The sequence below is a fragment of the Lonepinella koalarum genome, from assembly GCF_004565475.1.
In the GTDB taxonomy this organism is placed as follows: Bacteria; Pseudomonadota; Gammaproteobacteria; order Enterobacterales; family Pasteurellaceae; genus Lonepinella; species Lonepinella koalarum.
In genome coordinates this window covers 40,810-58,183 of sequence record NZ_SRHX01000008.1, presented here as the reverse complement: position 1 = coordinate 58,183, position 17,374 = coordinate 40,810, and the positions used below count along the sequence as shown (strand labels likewise).

18 protein-coding genes are annotated in these 17,374 nt (G+C 39.2%); 9 read left to right on the top strand and 9 right to left on the bottom strand.

Annotated features, from left to right (window positions below):
* Position 1 precedes the first annotated feature (1 nt).
* Entirely contained in the window at positions 2-964 is a 963-nt protein-coding gene (gene lipA / locus E0709_RS10010; protein ID WP_132302627.1) for a lipoyl synthase, read from the top strand.
* Between the two features lie 187 nt (positions 965-1,151).
* On the opposite strand, the gene E0709_RS10005 is transcribed toward lipA, so the two are convergent.
* Complete coding sequence (locus E0709_RS10005; RefSeq protein ID WP_132302628.1) at positions 1,152-1,910, bottom strand: IclR family transcriptional regulator; 759 nt, start codon at positions 1,908-1,910, stop codon at positions 1,152-1,154.
* A 307-nt stretch (positions 1,911-2,217) separates the two neighbouring features.
* Between E0709_RS10005 and E0709_RS10000 the strand changes: the two genes are divergently transcribed.
* The 8 genes from E0709_RS10000 (at position 2,218) to dmpG (ending at position 10,713) form a co-directional block, all read left to right on the top strand.
* Positions 2,218-4,188 carry a YjhG/YagF family D-xylonate dehydratase gene (locus E0709_RS10000; RefSeq protein WP_132302629.1) on the top strand — a complete coding sequence of 657 codons (1,971 nt, stop codon included), beginning with the start codon at positions 2,218-2,220 and terminating at the stop codon, positions 4,186-4,188.
* A gap of 30 nt (positions 4,189-4,218) precedes the next feature.
* Positions 4,219-5,553, top strand: coding sequence for a gluconate:H+ symporter (locus E0709_RS09995; RefSeq protein ID WP_132302630.1), 1,335 nt, complete (start codon positions 4,219-4,221; stop codon positions 5,551-5,553).
* Positions 5,554-5,599: 46 nt separating this feature from the next.
* Positions 5,600-6,493: a dihydrodipicolinate synthase family protein gene (locus E0709_RS09990; RefSeq protein ID WP_132302631.1), complete on the top strand. Its 894-nt coding sequence runs from the start codon at positions 5,600-5,602 to the stop codon at positions 6,491-6,493.
* Between the two features lie 430 nt (positions 6,494-6,923).
* Positions 6,924-7,133 (top strand): tautomerase family protein, encoded by a 210-nt coding sequence (locus tag E0709_RS09985; protein ID WP_132302632.1) that lies wholly within the window; start codon positions 6,924-6,926, stop codon positions 7,131-7,133.
* Entirely contained in the window at positions 7,130-7,945 is an 816-nt protein-coding gene (gene mhpD, locus E0709_RS09980) for a 2-keto-4-pentenoate hydratase (protein WP_132302633.1), read from the top strand. Before E0709_RS09985 ends, mhpD begins: the two co-directional genes overlap by 4 nt.
* 3 nt (positions 7,946-7,948) lie before the next feature.
* Positions 7,949-8,728, top strand: coding sequence for a 2-keto-4-pentenoate hydratase (locus E0709_RS09975; protein ID WP_132302634.1), 780 nt, complete (start codon positions 7,949-7,951; stop codon positions 8,726-8,728).
* A gap of 26 nt (positions 8,729-8,754) precedes the next feature.
* On the top strand, positions 8,755-9,696 hold the full coding sequence (locus E0709_RS09970) for an acetaldehyde dehydrogenase (acetylating) (protein WP_132302635.1): 942 nt from the start codon (positions 8,755-8,757) through the stop codon (positions 9,694-9,696).
* Between the two features lie 3 nt (positions 9,697-9,699).
* On the top strand, positions 9,700-10,713 hold the full coding sequence (gene dmpG / locus E0709_RS09965) for a 4-hydroxy-2-oxovalerate aldolase (RefSeq protein WP_132302636.1): 1,014 nt from the start codon (positions 9,700-9,702) through the stop codon (positions 10,711-10,713).
* 165 nt (positions 10,714-10,878) lie between these two features.
* Here dmpG and E0709_RS09960 read toward each other — a convergent pair whose 3' ends face one another.
* The 8 genes from E0709_RS09960 to E0709_RS09925 form a co-directional block, all read right to left on the bottom strand.
* The gene (locus tag E0709_RS09960) at positions 10,879-11,928 is read right to left on the bottom strand and encodes a VOC family protein (RefSeq protein ID WP_132302637.1); all 1,050 of its coding nucleotides are present in this window, start codon (positions 11,926-11,928) and stop codon (positions 10,879-10,881) included.
* A 165-nt stretch (positions 11,929-12,093) separates the two neighbouring features.
* On the bottom strand, positions 12,094-12,984 hold the full coding sequence (locus tag E0709_RS09955) for a LysR family transcriptional regulator (RefSeq protein WP_132302638.1): 891 nt from the start codon (positions 12,982-12,984) through the stop codon (positions 12,094-12,096).
* Between the two features lie 246 nt (positions 12,985-13,230).
* Positions 13,231-14,091 (bottom strand): RNase adapter RapZ, encoded by an 861-nt coding sequence (rapZ, locus tag E0709_RS09950; RefSeq protein WP_132302639.1) that lies wholly within the window; start codon positions 14,089-14,091, stop codon positions 13,231-13,233.
* 20 nt (positions 14,092-14,111) lie between these two features.
* Positions 14,112-14,597: a PTS IIA-like nitrogen regulatory protein PtsN gene (ptsN, locus tag E0709_RS09945; protein WP_132302640.1), complete on the bottom strand. Its 486-nt coding sequence runs from the start codon at positions 14,595-14,597 to the stop codon at positions 14,112-14,114.
* A gap of 11 nt (positions 14,598-14,608) precedes the next feature.
* The gene (gene lptB, locus E0709_RS09940; protein ID WP_132302641.1) at positions 14,609-15,334 is read right to left on the bottom strand and encodes an LPS export ABC transporter ATP-binding protein; all 726 of its coding nucleotides are present in this window, start codon (positions 15,332-15,334) and stop codon (positions 14,609-14,611) included.
* Positions 15,335-15,345: 11 nt separating this feature from the next.
* Positions 15,346-15,858: a lipopolysaccharide transport periplasmic protein LptA gene (lptA, locus tag E0709_RS09935; protein ID WP_132302689.1), complete on the bottom strand. Its 513-nt coding sequence runs from the start codon at positions 15,856-15,858 to the stop codon at positions 15,346-15,348.
* The gene (lptC, locus tag E0709_RS09930) at positions 15,848-16,459 is read right to left on the bottom strand and encodes an LPS export ABC transporter periplasmic protein LptC (RefSeq protein WP_132302642.1); all 612 of its coding nucleotides are present in this window, start codon (positions 16,457-16,459) and stop codon (positions 15,848-15,850) included. Before lptC ends, lptA begins: the two co-directional genes overlap by 11 nt.
* 59 nt (positions 16,460-16,518) lie before the next feature.
* Entirely contained in the window at positions 16,519-17,223 is a 705-nt protein-coding gene (locus tag E0709_RS09925; RefSeq protein ID WP_132302643.1) for a YggS family pyridoxal phosphate-dependent enzyme, read from the bottom strand.
* Positions 17,224-17,374 lie beyond the last annotated feature (151 nt).

Genomic DNA, 17,374 nt, shown 5'->3' with positions numbered 1-17,374 from the left:
AATGGGTACTCCGTTTAAAATGGAACGTGGCGTTAAATACCGTGATGCGGCTAAAACGTCAATTATTCAAGTCAAAAATATCGATCCCGATCAGGAATTATTAAAAAAACCGTCGTGGATGAAAATTAAATTGCCAGCGAATTCGGCAAAAATTGATAGCATTAAAAATGGTATGCGTCGTCACGGTTTGCACTCAGTGTGTGAAGAAGCCTCTTGCCCGAATTTACATGAATGTTTTAATCATGGTACAGCGACCTTTATGATTATGGGCGCGATCTGTACTCGTCGTTGTCCATTCTGTGATGTAGCACATGGTAAACCGTTGCCATTAGATCCTGATGAACCACGCAAAGTCGCGGAAACCGTACAGGACATGAGATTAAAATATGTGGTGATTACCTCGGTCGATCGTGATGATTTAACCGATCGTGGTGCGGCTCATTTTTCTGCCACGGTGCGTGAAATTAGGGCTTTGAATCCAAATACTAAAATTGAGATTCTAGTACCTGATTTTCGTGGGAGAATTGAACAAGCAATTGACATTCTAAAAGAAAATCCACCAGATGTGTTTAACCATAATCTGGAAAATGTACCACGCTTATATCGTGAAATCCGTCCGGGCGCAGATTATGATTGGTCATTAAAATTACTCAAAGGCTTTAAACAACAATTCCCTAATATACCCACTAAATCTGGCTTAATGGTAGGCTTGGGTGAGACTAATGATGAAATTTTAGAAGTAATGCAAGATTTGCGTAATCACGGCGTGACAATGCTCACCCTGGGACAATATTTACAACCAAGCCGTCATCATTTACCAGTAGCACGTTACGTCCCGCCAACAGAATTTGATGAACTACGCGAAAAAGCCGAAGCCATGGGATTTGAACACGCGGCTTGTGGACCTTTCGTACGTTCTTCTTATCATGCGGATTTACAGGCGAGTGGTGGGGTTGTGAAATAATTTTGTAAAGTAGACTTAATTAAAGCGCGGTGGAAAATCTTAAAATTTCCACCGTATTTCTTTCTAACTAGTGAGTTTTTTGTTGTTGTCCATATGTTGAGAGATAGTGGAAAGACACTTATTTCACTCATTTTTATAGCATTATAGTAGTTGCACGAAGACTAAAAATAACTCAAGCTACAAAAAATTAAACTGATAATTCTTTATTAATTACATTAAACTTTTCTCTCGCCTGTAGTAAAAGTTTTTTGATTAACGTTTTTTTTGTTTCATTCACTCTAAAAACAGGCAAACTGATACTTAAGGCTATTCTCTGATTATTATGCAGATTAATTGGTGTAGCGTAGCAACATAGATAAGGTGTTACTTCCTCTTCCTCATAAAAAATATTTTCTACTGAGAAATTATCTAATTGTTTTTTCAACTTATTTATATCTGTAATTGTATTTTCTGTTTGGGCTAACAGCCCATTGGGGTACAGATCTTTTAATTGAGATATGTCATAACCTGCAAGAAGTGATTTTCCTAAGGCCGTGCAATATGCGGGTATTAGTTTTCCAACATAAGAAATAATTTGAATTTCTAAATTACTTGTTGGTTCTTCTTTTGCAATATATAACACATTTGGACCTTCTAAAATACCCAACTGACAAATTTCATTTGTTTTTGCTGTAATATTTTTCATTTCTCGCTGAATATGAGTAAATATTTCTTGGAGCGGATCATAATAAGAAGCTATTGCGTGAGTGGTAATACCAATATGATATTTATTTGTTTGGTTATCTAAATATAAATAATTTTGATACACCATTTCTTGCAATATTGGTGAAATAGTACTTTTGGGAATATTTAGACTATTTGCCAAATCAGTCAAAGTTCTCCCTTCTCGCCAGTTGGCAAGGTGTGTAAAAACACTTAGAACACGCTCAGTTGGTTTATGGTACATATTTTTACCTTCGTTGATTCTACGCGTTATCTTTCCTTAAAAAGTTTCGATTCATTATAAATGGACTTACTAAAAATAGCAATTTCATCAATAAGCTCCAGATGCTTCTATAGTACCTATTGTTGGTCATTATCGACATTATTTGGATGTTTGTAATTTGTGATCTAGATCACATAAATGAATTAAATCAATTTTTGGTACCGTTTTCTTGTTGACATATAGAAATAGCTTAAGTACTATTGCGCTTAATTCGCATATACGAATTAATAAAACGCATATACAAACAAAATATTGTATGGAGAGATTTATGTCTATTGAAACATTATTTTCAAATCAAGATCCAAAGATCTTTAACGCAAGAACTCATGCAGATGGACCAAATGGGAAATTACCTCTAACACCCGAGTTTTTACGTTCAGCACCAAGTGGAAATATATTTGGTATGACGGTAAATGCAGGTATGGGATGGAATCCTGATACTTTAGCAAATGGTGATTTTATGATCATTAGTACTCAGGGAGGGATTCGTCGAGACAATGGGACTACAACAGCAGTGGGATTACATAACGGTCATTTTGAATTAGGCCTATTAATGTCAGAAGCTGCGGATGTCATCAAGCAAATGGGGGGAGTACCACATGCAGCTTTCGTGACAGATCCTTGTGATGGTCGTAGTCAGGGTACTATTGGTATGTTTGATTCGTTACCTTATCGGAACGATGCCGCAATAGTAATGCGACGTTTAATTCGTTCATTACCGACAAGAAAAGCCGTGATTGGTGTTGCAAGTTGCGATAAAGGATTACCTGCGATGATGATGGCTCTTGCTGGGCAGAAAAATGATACTACAATTCTTATTCCTGGAGGTGCCACATTAGCACCAAATAATGGTGAAGATTTAGGTACGGTACAAACTATAGGTGTTCGTTATGCTAATAATGAAATTTCTTTTGATTATGCTACTCGTGTAGGGTGTAGTGCTTGTGCTTCGGCAGGTGGTGGTTGCCAATTCTTTGGTACAGCAGGTACTTCTCAAGTTATTGCAGAAAGTTTGGGACTATCACTTACCCATTCTGCTTTAGCTCCATCCGGTGAAGAGATCTGGTATGAAATAGCTCGTAACTCGGCTACAGCTGCATTGGAATTAGTCGTAAAAGGAATAAAGACTAAGGATATTTTAACAGATAAAGCTATTGAAAATGCCATGGTATTACATGCTGCTTTTGGGGGTTCTACAAATCTACTTCTCCATTTACCAGCAATTGCTCATGCTGCTGGCTTGAAAATGCCTCAAGTGGCAGATTGGTCTAAAGTGAACAAAGAAGTTCCACGTTTAGTTAGCGTGTTGCCAATTGGACCTGTAAATTACCCAACGGTATATGGATTTATGGCGGGGGGAGTGCCTGAGGTCATGTTACATTTGCGTAAACTTGGTCTGCTCCATGAAGATGTTCTCACGGTAACTGGTAGTAGATTGGGGGAAAATCTTGATTGGTGGGAGCAATCAGAACGTCGTCATAATTGCCGTACACATCTTCAAGCAACGACAGGAGTTTCTCCGGATGAAGTAATTTTCACTCCAAAAAGAGCAAAAGAAAGAGGTATTGGCTCGACAGTTACTTTCCCAATCGGAAATATAGCACCTGAAGGCGCTGTTGTGAAATCAACAGCAATTGATCCAAGTGTAATTGGTGAAGACAAAATTTTTAGACATACGGCTAAAGTAAAAACATTTGTTTCAGAAAAAGACGCTATTAAAGCATTAAAAGAGCCAGGTCGAATCCAATCAGGCGATATTATGATCGTCATGGGAGGAGGACCAAAAGGTACTGGTATGGAAGAAACTTACCAATTAACTTCTGCATTAAAACATTTACCTTTTGGAAAACATGTTTCATTAATCACTGATGCTAGATTCTCAGGAGTATCTACAGGGGCTTGTTTCGGTCATGTCGGCCCGGAAGCATTAGCAGGAGGACCAATCGGTAAATTAAGGGATGGTGACATTGTGGAAATTATTGTTGATACAGTGAAACTAGAGGGTAGTTTAAATTTCATTGGTACTGAAAATCAAAAACTTACTTATGAAGAAGGAGCTCAAGTATTAGCACAACGCGAAACACATGAAAACGTAGGGGCTGATAAAGATCTTCCTGAAGATACACGTTTATGGGCTGCATTACAAGAAGTTAGTGGGGGGACATGGCGTGGTAATGTTTATGATGTTGATAGAATCATTGAAGTCCTAGAAGCTGGTAAAAAAACTTTAATGAAATGACCATTATTTGGATTATAGAGGAGAATTTATATGCCTTTACTTATAACAGCTATTGCCGTAGTTATTTTGATATTACTTATTTCTATTTGGAAAATGAATACTTTTATTGCATTAATCATTGTTTCTGCAGGAGCTGCATTAGCATTTGGTATTCCAGTGGAAAAGGTAGCAGCTACCATTGAAAGTGGTATTGGTGGTACATTAGGACATATTGCCCTTATATTTGGACTTGGGGCAATGTTAGGGAGACTTGTAGCAGATGCAGGAGGTGCACAACGCATTGCTTTAACTTTAATTAATAAATTTGGCGAACAAAAAATCCAGTGGGCAATTTTTATCGCATCTTTTATAGTTGGTATTGCAATGTTCTTTGAAGTTGGATTAGTGTTATTAATTCCGATTGTGTTCTCTGTCGCTAGGGAAATGAGAGTAAATCCTCTTTATTTAGGTATATCAATGTTATCTGCTTTACTTGCTACACACTGTTTTTTACCACCGCATCCAGGTCCAACAGTCATAGCCGGTGAATATGGGGCAGATTTAGGTAGTGTACTCACTTATGGCTGTATTATAGCAATTCCAATAGTCATTATTTGTGGTCCTTTATTTACTAAAATCTCACAAAAGATTATTCCATCTGCTTTTGAAAAGGTGGGTGATATTACAGCACTAGGTACTCAAAAAACATTTAAAGATAATGAAATGCCTGGTTTTGGTGTAAGTTTACTTACATCTATGTTACCTGTTATTTTGATGATGATTGCTACATTTGCTTCAGGGATCTTTAGTAAAGGAAGTTTTATTTCCAATACTATCAGTTTTATTGGGAACCCTTCAATTGCAATGTTGATTTCCATTTTACTCGCGATGTACACTATGGGTATCGCAAGAAATATATCAATAAAAGATATTATGGGTAGTTGTTATGCTTCTATTTCTGCAATAGGAATGATGCTTTTAATTATTGGTGGCGGTGGAGCTTTTAAACAAGTACTTATTGTGGGTGGTGTAGGTAATTATATCGGTGAGTTGTTTGTAGGTACTTCACTATCACCGATTCTACTTGCTTGGGGAGTTGCTGCGATTCTTCGTATTGCCTTAGGATCCGCAACTGTTGCTGCCCTCTCCACTGCGGGATTGGTTGTCCCAATTTTAAGTAATTATGATGTAAATCTGGCATTGGTGACATTAGCAACCGGTGCGGGAAGTTCAATAGCTTCTCATGTTAATGATGCAGGTTTCTGGATGGTTAAAGAATATTTTGGTTTAACGCTTAAAGAAACATTTGCAACCTGGACATTTATGTCCACAATATTATCAATATTAGGTCTAATCATGCTGTTATGCTTAGATGTGTTTCTTTAACTAATTTAGAAAGATGAAATTTAAATATTAAATTGGAGAAATTATTATGATTTTTGAAGGCGTAAACTCTCCTGTTATCACAATTATGACTGATGATGGGAAAATTGATTATCCAAATATGGGAAAACATATTAATAGATTAATCAATGCAGGATTAAATGGATTATTATTTTTTGGCAGTCTAGGAGAATTTTATGGTATCTCATTAGCAGAAAAGAAAGAGTTTATTGATTGGGTCGTTAAAGTTGTGAATAAACGAACACAAGTTATTATTGGTATTGGTGACACATCTCTTGATAATGTCCTTGACTTAGCACGTTATTCTGAGAAAGCAGGAGTGGATGCATTAAATATTGTTTCTACTTATTATTTTGGGCTCAATGAACAATCAACAGTTTCTTACTTTGCTAAAGTAGCGGAGGCAGTGAAATTACCTATCATGTTGTATAATTTCCCTGATCGTACAGGAAATGATTTGACACCTGAGTTGGTTTGTGAGCTTGCAGAAAAATATCCAAATATTATAGGTATTAAAGATACGGTTGATAATATTAGTCATACGCGCCGTTTATGCCAAAAAATAAAACCTATTCGTCCTGACTTTTCTATATTATCTGGGTTTGATGAATATTATTTAGTCAATAGAATATCAGGAGGAGATGGTGTACTTTGTGGACTGACAAATGTCATTCCAGAGGATTTTGTTCAATTTCATAAGGCGTTTGAAGCTAAAGACTTTGTTACAATGGAGAAAATGGGTAAGAAAATTTCATATCTAATGCAATTGTATCAAATAACACCATTGTTTATTGTGGCAATAAAATCGGCTGTAAAAATCTCAAGTGGATTAGATATGTCACTTTATACAAAAGCACCGGCTTCCCCTTTAACGAAAGAGCAAGAAGAGAAAATTAAAACAATTTTACTTGAAGCCAATTAATAACTTGTAATTATGTATTAACAAAGACTTGAAAATGATCTGCTCCCCAAAAGTTAGATTAATAGCTAATTAAGGTGCAGATTTTTTTATTTTTGAAACAGTTATACATCACTGATATATCTTTATCTTCAAAATAAGTATCAATTTATTCCGTAATATATATTGAGAGGTGTTTTCTAGATCTAATGGATGACTGGAAAGCTATTTCTTGATCACTTCGTGTAATAAATAACGCTGTTTTTTACAATTGTAGCATGCACTACGATTGTAGTTGTTGAAACCAAATAGTAATTATGAATAGATGCTGAATACGGTTTAATACCGCTTTAGTATCACTCAAAGGAAATTTGGTATTGGACAGTTATCTCTGTTTTTTTGATAATGTTCTCATCAATATTCTATTTTTCTTTTATTTCGTGGAGGTCATGATATGCCATTAATACAGATTACCCTTGTTGAGGGGCGTGATGATAAGGTTGTAACTGAATGTGCAAAAGAAATCGCACAGGTTGCACATACTAAATTGGGTGCACCGCTGGAAAGTATTCGTGTGGTGGTCAATCAAGTTCCTGCAACACACTGGATTGTGGGAAACCAAAGTAAAGCCGAGCGTGATGCGGCGAAAGGAGAATCAAAATGAGCTTAAATTTAGATGCGAAGACCATTGAACAGGCGGCAGCCTCTTTGCGTGGGGCGACAAATACAGGGCGTTTTATTACGCCATTACGTGAGCAATATCCAAACATGACGTTAGCAGATGCCTATGCAATTCAAGCCGCGAATACACAACATGCGATACAAGCTGGACGGCGTATTACTGGACGTAAGATAGGTTTAACGTCTGTTGCGGTGCAAAAACAATTAGGCGTAGATCAACCTGACTTTGGTACTCTATTTGATGATCTCGCATTTGGTGACAGTCAGCCCATTCCTTTCTCGCTTTTGCACCAACCTAAGGTGGAAGCAGAAATTGCTTTTGTACTTGGGCGTGATTTACCCCATGAACGTCCCGGTTTTGCCGATGTGTTAGGGGCGATAGATTATGCTGTGGCTGCTATTGAGGTAGTCGGTAGCCGTATTGAAAATTGGAATATCGGTTTGGTGGATACTGTGGCGGATAATGCATCCTTTGGTGCTTATGTATTGGGCGGTACGCCTTATTCAATGCGTGGCTTGGATCTGCGGTTGGCAGGTATGGCGATGTTCCGTGCGGGTGAACCTGTTTCTACTGGAGCAGGCGCTGCTTGTTTAGGTCATCCGCTGAATGCCGTAGTTTGGTTGGCGCGCACCATGACAGAGTTAGGTACACCATTACGAGCTGGCGATGTGGTACTTTCAGGGGCGTTAGGTCCAATGGCAGCCGTGAAACCAGGTGAACGCTTTGAAGCCCATATTGAGGGTTTAGGTTCAGTACGTGCGGTGTTTGAAAACGATAATGCAGAGGAGAAATAAGCCATGAGTCATTTAGAAAATTTTGCACAGATTGTGGATCAAGCTGCATTCAACTGCCAAGAAATTGCACAGATTGACAGCGAAGGAAAACTAACTTTAGAAGAGGCTTATTATATTCAAAAACTCTCCATTGGGCGACGTTTAGCCCGTGGTGAACGTCAAGTAGGCTTCAAAATGGGCTTTACCAGCCGTGCCAAAATGATCCAAATGGGCTTATCCGATGTCATTTGGGGACGTTTAACCGATACTATGCAAATTGAAGAAGGCTCTGAAGTAGAAGTAAATCGCTTTATTCATCCTCGGGTTGAACCTGAATTGGCATTTTTGCTGAAAAAAGATTTGCCGGCACAAGTGACGAATGCACAAGCCTTGAGTGCGGTGGAAGCCATTGCACCAGCCTTGGAGGTGATTGATTCTCGCTATAAAGATTTTAAATTTAATTTGCCCGAAGTGATTGCCGATAATGCTTCTTCTAGTGGTTTTGTAGTCGGTAGTTGGCATTCACCGACCATTGATTTTAGCAATCTTGGTCTTGTGATGAGCATTGACGGTCGCCCATTGCATGTGGGATCAACGGCTGCTTTGCTTGGGCATCCGATCCGTTCTTTAGTGGCGGCGGCTCGTTTAGCAGCGGGGGCGGGTGAACCTTTAAAAGCAGGCGATATTATTTTAGCAGGCGGAGCAACGCCAGCGGAATGGATTAAATCTGGTCAATATATTGAAGTGGAAATGCAATATTTGGGACGGGCAGGATTTTCGCTATCTGCTCAAAAATCAGCTTAACTCTCGCCTAAAAATGGAGTGCAAAAATGAGTGAAAAGAAAATTAAAGTCGCTATTATTGGTAGCGGTAATATTGGTACCGATTTACTGATGAAAATCTTACGCCATGGTAAACATCTTGAAGCCGCCGTATTGGTAGGAATTGATCCCAATTCAGACGGTTTGGCTCGTGCTGCCAAATTGGGTGTAGCGACTACGTACCAAGGCGTGCAAGGTTTAATTGAAATGAACGAATTTGCCGATATTGATATTGTGTTTGATGCCACCAGTGCCACTGCGCATGTAAAAAATGATGCTGCCTTGCGAGCCGTTAAGCCGAATATTCGTTTAATTGACTTAACCCCAGCGGCTATTGGTCCTTATTGTGTGCCAGTAGTGAATCTTGAACAGCATGTCAATCAGCAAAATGTGAATATGGTTACCTGTGGCGGTCAAGCCACTATTCCAATGGTGGCAGCGGTGTCGCAAGTGACCAAGGTGCATTATGCGGAAATTGTGGCGGCTATTTCCAGTAAAAGTGCTGGACCTGGCACAAGAGCCAATATTGATGAATTTACCGAAACCACCTCTAAAGCCATTGAAGTCATCGGTGGAGCAGAGAAAGGTAAAGCCATGATTGTACTCAATCCAGCTGAACCGCCAGTAATGATGCGTGATACGGTGTATACCTTAAGCGATCTAGCCGATGAACAAGCCATTCGAGAATCTGTTGAACGCATGGCAGCGGCGGTGCAAAGCTATGTACCAGGTTATCGCCTTAAACAACAAGTCCAATTTGAACACCTTGAAAAACCTGTTTTTATTGAGGGATTGGGACGTGTGGCTGGCTTAAAAACTTCTATTTTCATTGAAGTAGAGGGGGCAGCACATTATCTTCCTGCTTATGCAGGCAATTTGGATATTATGACCAGTGCTGCTCTTGCCACCGCAGAACGTATGGCACAGTCATTACTTAATACGGAGAAATAAGCCATGAGTACAGAAAAACTTTATATTTCCGATGTGACCTTGCGTGACGGTAGCCATGCGGTACGTCATCAATACAGTATTGAACAAGTACAACAAATTGCTCGTGCCTTGGACGAAGCTAAAGTAGATAGCATTGAAATCGCCCACGGTGACGGCTTACAAGGTTCTAGTTTTAACTACGGCTTTGCCGCCCATACGGATTTAGAATGGATTGAAGCCGCCGCCGATGTTATCAGTCATTCTCGCATTGCCACCTTGTTACTCCCTGGAATTGGTACAGTGCATGATCTCAAAGCCGCTTATCAAGCGGGGGCGAGAGTCGTGCGTGTGGCAACCCATTGTACCGAAGCCGATGTGTCTAAACAACATCTTGAATATGCCCGAGAATTAGGCATGGATCCTGTGGGCTTTTTAATGATGAGCCACATGACCACGCCAGAAAAATTAGCTCAACAAGCTAAATTAATGGAAAGTTATGGGGCAAGTTGTGTGTATGTGGTGGATTCAGGCGGAGCAATGGTCATGGACGATATTCGTCAACGGGTGCGAGCCGTCCGTGACACACTAAAACCTGAAACTCAAATTGGGATTCATACCCATCACAATATGGGCTTAGGCGTTGCCAATGCCATTGTTGCTGTGGAAGAAGGGTGTCACCGTGTGGATGCCAGTTTAACGGGCATGGGGGCAGGGGCAGGCAATGCCCCACTAGAAATCTTTATTGCCACCGCAGAACGTATGGGCTGGAATCATGGTTGTGATTTATATCGCTTAATGGATGCCGCCGATGATTTAGTGCGCCCGTTACAAGATCGTCCAGTACGCGTGGATCGTGAAACTCTTGCATTAGGTTATGCAGGCGTGTACAGCAGTTTCTTACGTCATGCCGAACGAGCAGCTAAACAATATGGCTTAAAAACCATGGATATTCTGATTGAACTCGGCAAACGCCACATGGTCGGCGGTCAAGAAGATATGATTGTGGATGTGGCGTTGGATTTATTGAAAAATCGCTAAAATATCGTATCTAAAATTAAGGACTAAATTCTGTGTAGGATTTAGTCCTTTTGTTGCAAAAAAGTGCGGTGAAAATATACCGCACTTTTGGTATTTGTGATAAAGACAGCACATAAAAAACACTCAAGCAATGACTTGAGTGTTAGTTTTGACCGAATACAAATTTTATTTCTTGCCAAGCAAATGTGCGGCTTCGGCGGCAATATAACGATTCGGTGTACGATAGTTAGTTGGTCCATAATGCGGTGTACCATAAGTATCAAATTCTTTTGGCAACGGTGCACCATACCAAATAATTGCATTATCTAATTGGTCCTGGCTCCAAACCACAGGTTCCCAAGCCGGATCTTCAATGATATAGCCGGGTACACCAACCAATTCAATGCGATTGCCACCCGGTTCAAGTACATACACAAATTGCGCTTGACTCACTGCGTGCGAGGCAGGACCCGCTTCCATTTCTAAACCGCAATCCGTTACCACTTCACAAATATCCATTAAATGTTGCGTGTTACCATATAAGAAAGCCACATGATGTAATCGTCCACCGGGACCCGCAGCGTCTTGTACTAGTGCTATGTCATGAGAACGGTGCATACATCTTAACCAAGCAGCGACTTCAGTATTGTCACTAAATACAATGTGTTCACTGAGTTTTAACCCCAAATGCTCACGTAAAAAGTGGTGATTCTCGCTTACATTATGAGAAAGAATGTTGATGTGATCGAGACGACGTACAGGAATACCACGTAAAGGACGGCGTTGAATACGATTGAGTACCACGCTTTTTTCCTCTTGCTCAGGACGATAATACTCCACGTCCCAATGAATCCGTAGCACGGCACCATCTGGCAAAGTAAACTCATAAGCACGGCCAATACCGCCTTCGGGCTCGACCCAACCGCGTCCCAAACCTGAAGATTCAATAGATTTTACTCGTCTTTCAAGAGCTTGTGGACTAGTGGTTCGCCAAGCGGTGTAACCCATACCCGGTTGGTCACGATAAGTCACTTTCAGCGAATGTTTATAGGGATCTTGCCAACCACGTAGGTAAACGGATTCACCATCGCGACCAGTCTCGATCATACCAAGTAAGTCTTTAAAGAACCAAACTGTTTCATCAACATTGGGCGAAAACAGCTCAAACGCAGAAATGCTGGCAATATCAAAGATCGGTTCAGGGGGTAAGGTGTTTTGAGAAAATGTAGTATTCATGTATCCTCCATTAGGTATTGGAATAAGATGATTAAAAGTACTGCACTACTCACTATAATTTTGATTATAAGATGAATCCAATACTTTTTTTTGTTTGTCTTGATACCTAAAATGTAAGGAAATTTAGCAGGAAAAACAGCGTAAAATCGGTCGTAATAATTGTGATTATTCACTATGCTGATACTGCTGCACAACATCCAGAAAAGCCCGCAACGCGGGAGAATTATCATTGTGTCGATACAAATAGTTGAGTTCTATATATTGTAGATATTTGCTGATTAAAGGACGATAAACCACGCCCGGCAAATTTAAATTGGCGACAGAAGCGGTCGTAATACAAAGTCCGAGACGGCTAGCAACTAGAGCGATAGCCGTAATGAAATCCTCCGTTTCCCAACCGACCGTTAAATTACACCCTTCGTGCTCAAAAGCCTGTCTGACTTCTTGCGCCAAACCATGGGTGGGAAAATTGGGATAGAGAATAATAGACTCGCCGGCTAAATCAGCCAGCTTAATCAGTGTTTGTTGACAGAGCGGGTGGTCCTCATATAGGGCAACCATAAAGGGTTCTTGCAATATAGTGCCTACTGCAATGTCGTCCTCCTGTGGTGTAAAACGAGTAAAACCAATGCTGATACGTCGCTCACGTAGCGCTTCTATTTGCTCGTACTTAGTCATATTGTGCAAACCGATACGTACCCCCGGGCGTTGGGCGTGAAAACGTGCCAATAATTGCGGGATAACATATAGTACGCCAGAACTGAAAATACCAATATCCAAGCGACCAAGCATTCCTTGGCTGGCAAGTTGGGTCTGTTCTTTAGCACGTTGAACCAAGGAGAGTATATTGGGTACCTCAGCCAGTAGTACTTCTCCTGCTTCAGTCAATTCTGCTCCTTTGGTTGTACGAACGAACAGATCTGTACCCAACTCTTCTTCTAAAGCACGAATTTGACGAGTTAAAGGAGGCTGTGCGATATGTAGGCGCTGTGCCGCTCGACCAAAATTGGCTTCCTGTGCGACAGCCAAAAAATAACGCATATGTTTCAAGTTCATAGTGATAATAGCCTTTGGCAATATTCTAATAGACAGGGCGAATCTCAGAACTTGATTGTAACAGAACAGAAAAGATTATCAACATTCTGTCAGTACCAGCCTTGAAAAGTTAAAATATCAACCTATCAATAAACACTCAATAATCATCTATTTCTATAATTATTGGATAAACTTATACAATCACATTGCTAGTTTGAAAAAATTTGGGGCAAGCACGACAGAATAACGAAAATTTCCACCGCACTTTTAATTTGATTTATGGTTCTTCAAGGAATTATGCTGAATTGATACATTTTTCCCTTTATCTTTAAAATACTTGCCAATTTGTTCGGCAATATACACTGAACGATGTTTTCCACCAGTACAACCAATGGCAATGGTTAAATAACTGCGGTTGTTGTTCTCTAACATTGGGAGCCAAGTTTCGATAAAGTTACGTGTTTGGTAAATAAAATTATGCACTTCGGTATGTCGTTGCAAAAAGTCAATGACGGGTTGTTCTAAGCCAGTCATTGAGCGTAAAGAGGGATCCCAATGGGGGTTGGGGAGAAAACGTACGTCAAATACATAATCCGCATCAAGAGGAATACCATATTTAAAGCCAAAGGATTCCACCACGATTTTAAGTGCTTTATTATTTTCACCACGCAAGAACTTTCGCAATTTTTCAGCCAGCTCGTGGGTGGATAATTCCGTGGTATCTATGATGATATTGGCTTGCTGATATAAAGGTTCAAGATAATCACGTTCAGCATTAATGGCGACTTCAAGGGAAATATCTTTGATCGATGAAAGTGGGTGAGGGCGACGAGAATCACTGTAGCGTCGAATTAACACATCCTGATCCGCATCTAAGAAAATAATTTTTACTTGATGTTGTTCTGATAGCTGAATAATTCTTTGTTCTAAGGATTCTGCTGAATCAGGGAGATTACGAATATCGACACTCACCGCCGCAAGCTGCTGGTTTTTTGAGAGAATTTTGGCTAGTTGAGGGAGTAATTCAATAGGTAAATTATCGACACAATAATAGCCGATGTCTTCTAAAGCACGTAAAGCAACTGATTTTCCTGCTCCTGAGCGTCCGCTAACAATAATCAATTCCATAAATTCTCTCAATAATGTGGCTATGTTGTTGAATCTATATTTTCTTGTTTATGATCATCAAAATGTTGAAAAATTTGCCAAATTTCCTCCGCACTTTGCGCGGATCTAAGCTGTTTATCCAGAGTTTTGTCTTTTAATTTTTCACTTAATTCTACCAGAATTGGAGTATAAGTTTGACAAAGTTGTTCAGGAATAATCACGGCTAAAATTAAATCTACTTCTCGTTTATCTGCTGCTTCATAATCAATAGGAGTATTTAATTGTAAAAATACCGCAAATACCTTATCTCCTTGTGATAGACGAGCTCGAGGCATAGCGATACCATTACCGAGTGCTGTGCAACCTAATTTTTCTCGATTAAATAGACTTTCAAAGCATTCAACTTCATCAACATTTGCTTGTTTAGCTAAAATACCAGCCACCATTTCTAATGCCGTTTTTTTACTTGAACAAATAACGCCTTGACGAATATTTTCAGGACGTAAAAGTGCGGTAAATTTTGCCATGGTTTTCTTCTTTATAATTTAAATTCTTCACCAAGATAAACACGTTTAACCTGTTCGTTATTCATCACTTCACTTGGTGTGCCCGTAGCAATCATATGCCCGGCGCTCACAATATAAGCACGTTCACACACATCAAGGGTTTCACGCACATTGTGGTCAGTGATTAACACGCCTAAACCACGATTACGTAAATCTGTAATGATTTTCTTAATGTCGATTACCGAAATGGGGTCAACTCCGGCAAAGGGTTCATCTAACAAAATAAATTTGGGATTAGCCGCTAAGGCACGCGCAATTTCCACTCGGCGACGCTCACCGCCTGACAAAGATTGCCCTAGATTATCACGAATATGTCCAATATTAAATTCATCAATTAACTCATCCGCTCTGTCTTTACGTTGTACGGAATTTAAATCTTTACGAATTTCTAATACTGCCATTAAATTATCATACACACTTAACCGGCGAAAGATAGAGGCTTCTTGTGGTAAATAACCGATTCCTTTTTGTGCCCGATTATGCATAGGTAACAGACTGACATCTTCATTATCAATGCTGATTTTGCCTTCATCATGACGCACTAATCCAACCACCATATAGAAAGACGTGGTTTTACCTGCACCATTTGGTCCAAGCAATCCTACGATTTCCCCCGATTTCACGGTGAAACTCACGTCACAGACGACTTTGCGGCTTTTATAACTTTTTGCTAGGTTCTCAGCGTTTAATACGGCCATCTTCGCTTACCTTATTTTTTCGTTTTGTTATCGTTTAACTGGGTTGGAATTAATATGGTTTTAACTCGGGTTCCGTTTGAACCATTTGCTTTAAGTTGTTGTTTTTTAACATCATAAGTAATACGTTCACCATTAATCTGACTGTCTAACTGTTTGAGTTCCGCATTGCCTGTTAGGGTTAAAAATTCCGCGCCTAAGTCATAATGGACTTTATTGGCTTTGCCATCCACCGGTTTGCCGTCATCTAACAATTGGTGAAAACTCACAGGGCTACCAAAAGCCTCCACTGTTTCTTTTTTACCAGAATTTTCTGGCGGACGAGTAATAGTGACTTTATTGGCTTTAATTAAAATGGAGCCTTGGGTAATCACCACATTGTCGGTAAACGTAACTACGCTATTTTCCATATCTAAGGATTGATTATCAGATGTAATACTAATCGGTTGATTAGTATCATCTTTTAATGCAAAAGCAGATACCGACGTCATTATTAACGCGGTTAATAGCATAATTCTATTGTTCATTTTGGGATTCATCGGTTTCATCATTTGTTTTACTAATTTCATAGTGAGTTTTCACCTGTTCTTTCAATGTGGCGACTTGTTGTTGTAAATTACCGGTTAATTTCAATCCTATAGAGGTAAAATTTAAACCGTTAATTTTTACTTGTTTATCGGAACTAATATCTTGCGTAGTCAAATTAACCACCGCACTTTCCGTTTCAAAACGCTGTAATTTAGACTGTGGCAATAAACTTTCACCCAACACATTACCGTCTAAATACAACATATTATCTTTGGTTAATGTGGCTTTGTTCGCACTCAATTTCCAACTTTCTGTTTGTTGGATTTTTTCGTGTTGAATGTCAAATAAATAGACTATCGGGGTGTAGAAATCCGTATGTCCATCGTATTCGTAATATTCCACCTTTTCAGACAATGCTACATATTGTTTGGCACCAGTGGGAGAATATATCACGGTATTCATTTTGTTCCCAACGTATTCAGGGCTTTCTTCCTGTTTAATTAATTCAGCTAATTCACTATCTGTCTGATTTAACGAATAAAACCAGCCTAATAAGATCAATGTAATGATAGCGAGAATAACTGTCCAACGAATATTCATGTTTATTGTGTTAAATTAATATAGGGTTAAATTAGTAAATTATAACATAATTTTGTTAATTAGTTAGTCGAATAATGACGTTTACCAAAAATTGCCGTACCGATTCGTACCATCGTGGAACCACAAGCAATCGCCGTTTCCATATCACTGGTCATACCCATTGAGAGCGTGTCAATTTGTTGTTCAGGAAAAGCTTTTTTTAGTTGTTCAAATAAAACATACATCGCACTCAATGCCATTTTTTGCTGGGGCATATTATCTGTTGGGGCGGGAATTGCCATCAATCCACGTAAACGTAAGTGAGGTAAATTTTCAATGTGTTTTGCTAACCCCAACATTTCTTTCGGTTGAATACCGGCTTTACTGTTTTCATCGCTAATATTAATTTGAATAAGGACATTTAACGGTGGTTTTCCCATTGGACGTTGTTTATTTAATCGTTCAGCAATTTTGACACGATCAAGGGTTTGCATCCAGTCAAAATGTTCTGCCACTAAACGTGATTTATTGGATTGTAACGGACCGATAAAATGCCAAGTTAAAGGAATGCCTTTTTGCGCAAAATATTGAATTTTCTCCACGCCTTCTTGTACATAATTTTCGCCAAAAGCCTGTTGTCCAGCATTTATAGCTTGTTGAATATCTTGTACAGTTTTGGTTTTTGATACGGCTAATAACTGTACTGAATCCGCTAACCGATTCGTTTGTTGGCAGGCTTGACTAATTTGTTGGTGAATATGGATTAAATTATCTTGAATTTGCATTGTTGTCTGTGTTCAATAATTTTCAATTTAAAGAATCTATTTTAGCTGATTTCTAAAAAATAAGCATCAAGGATAATTTTTAGTGTTATTTTTTTATTTTCTATTTGACAATCCTAAAAAATTTCGGTATTTCTAGCATCAGTTAGAAATT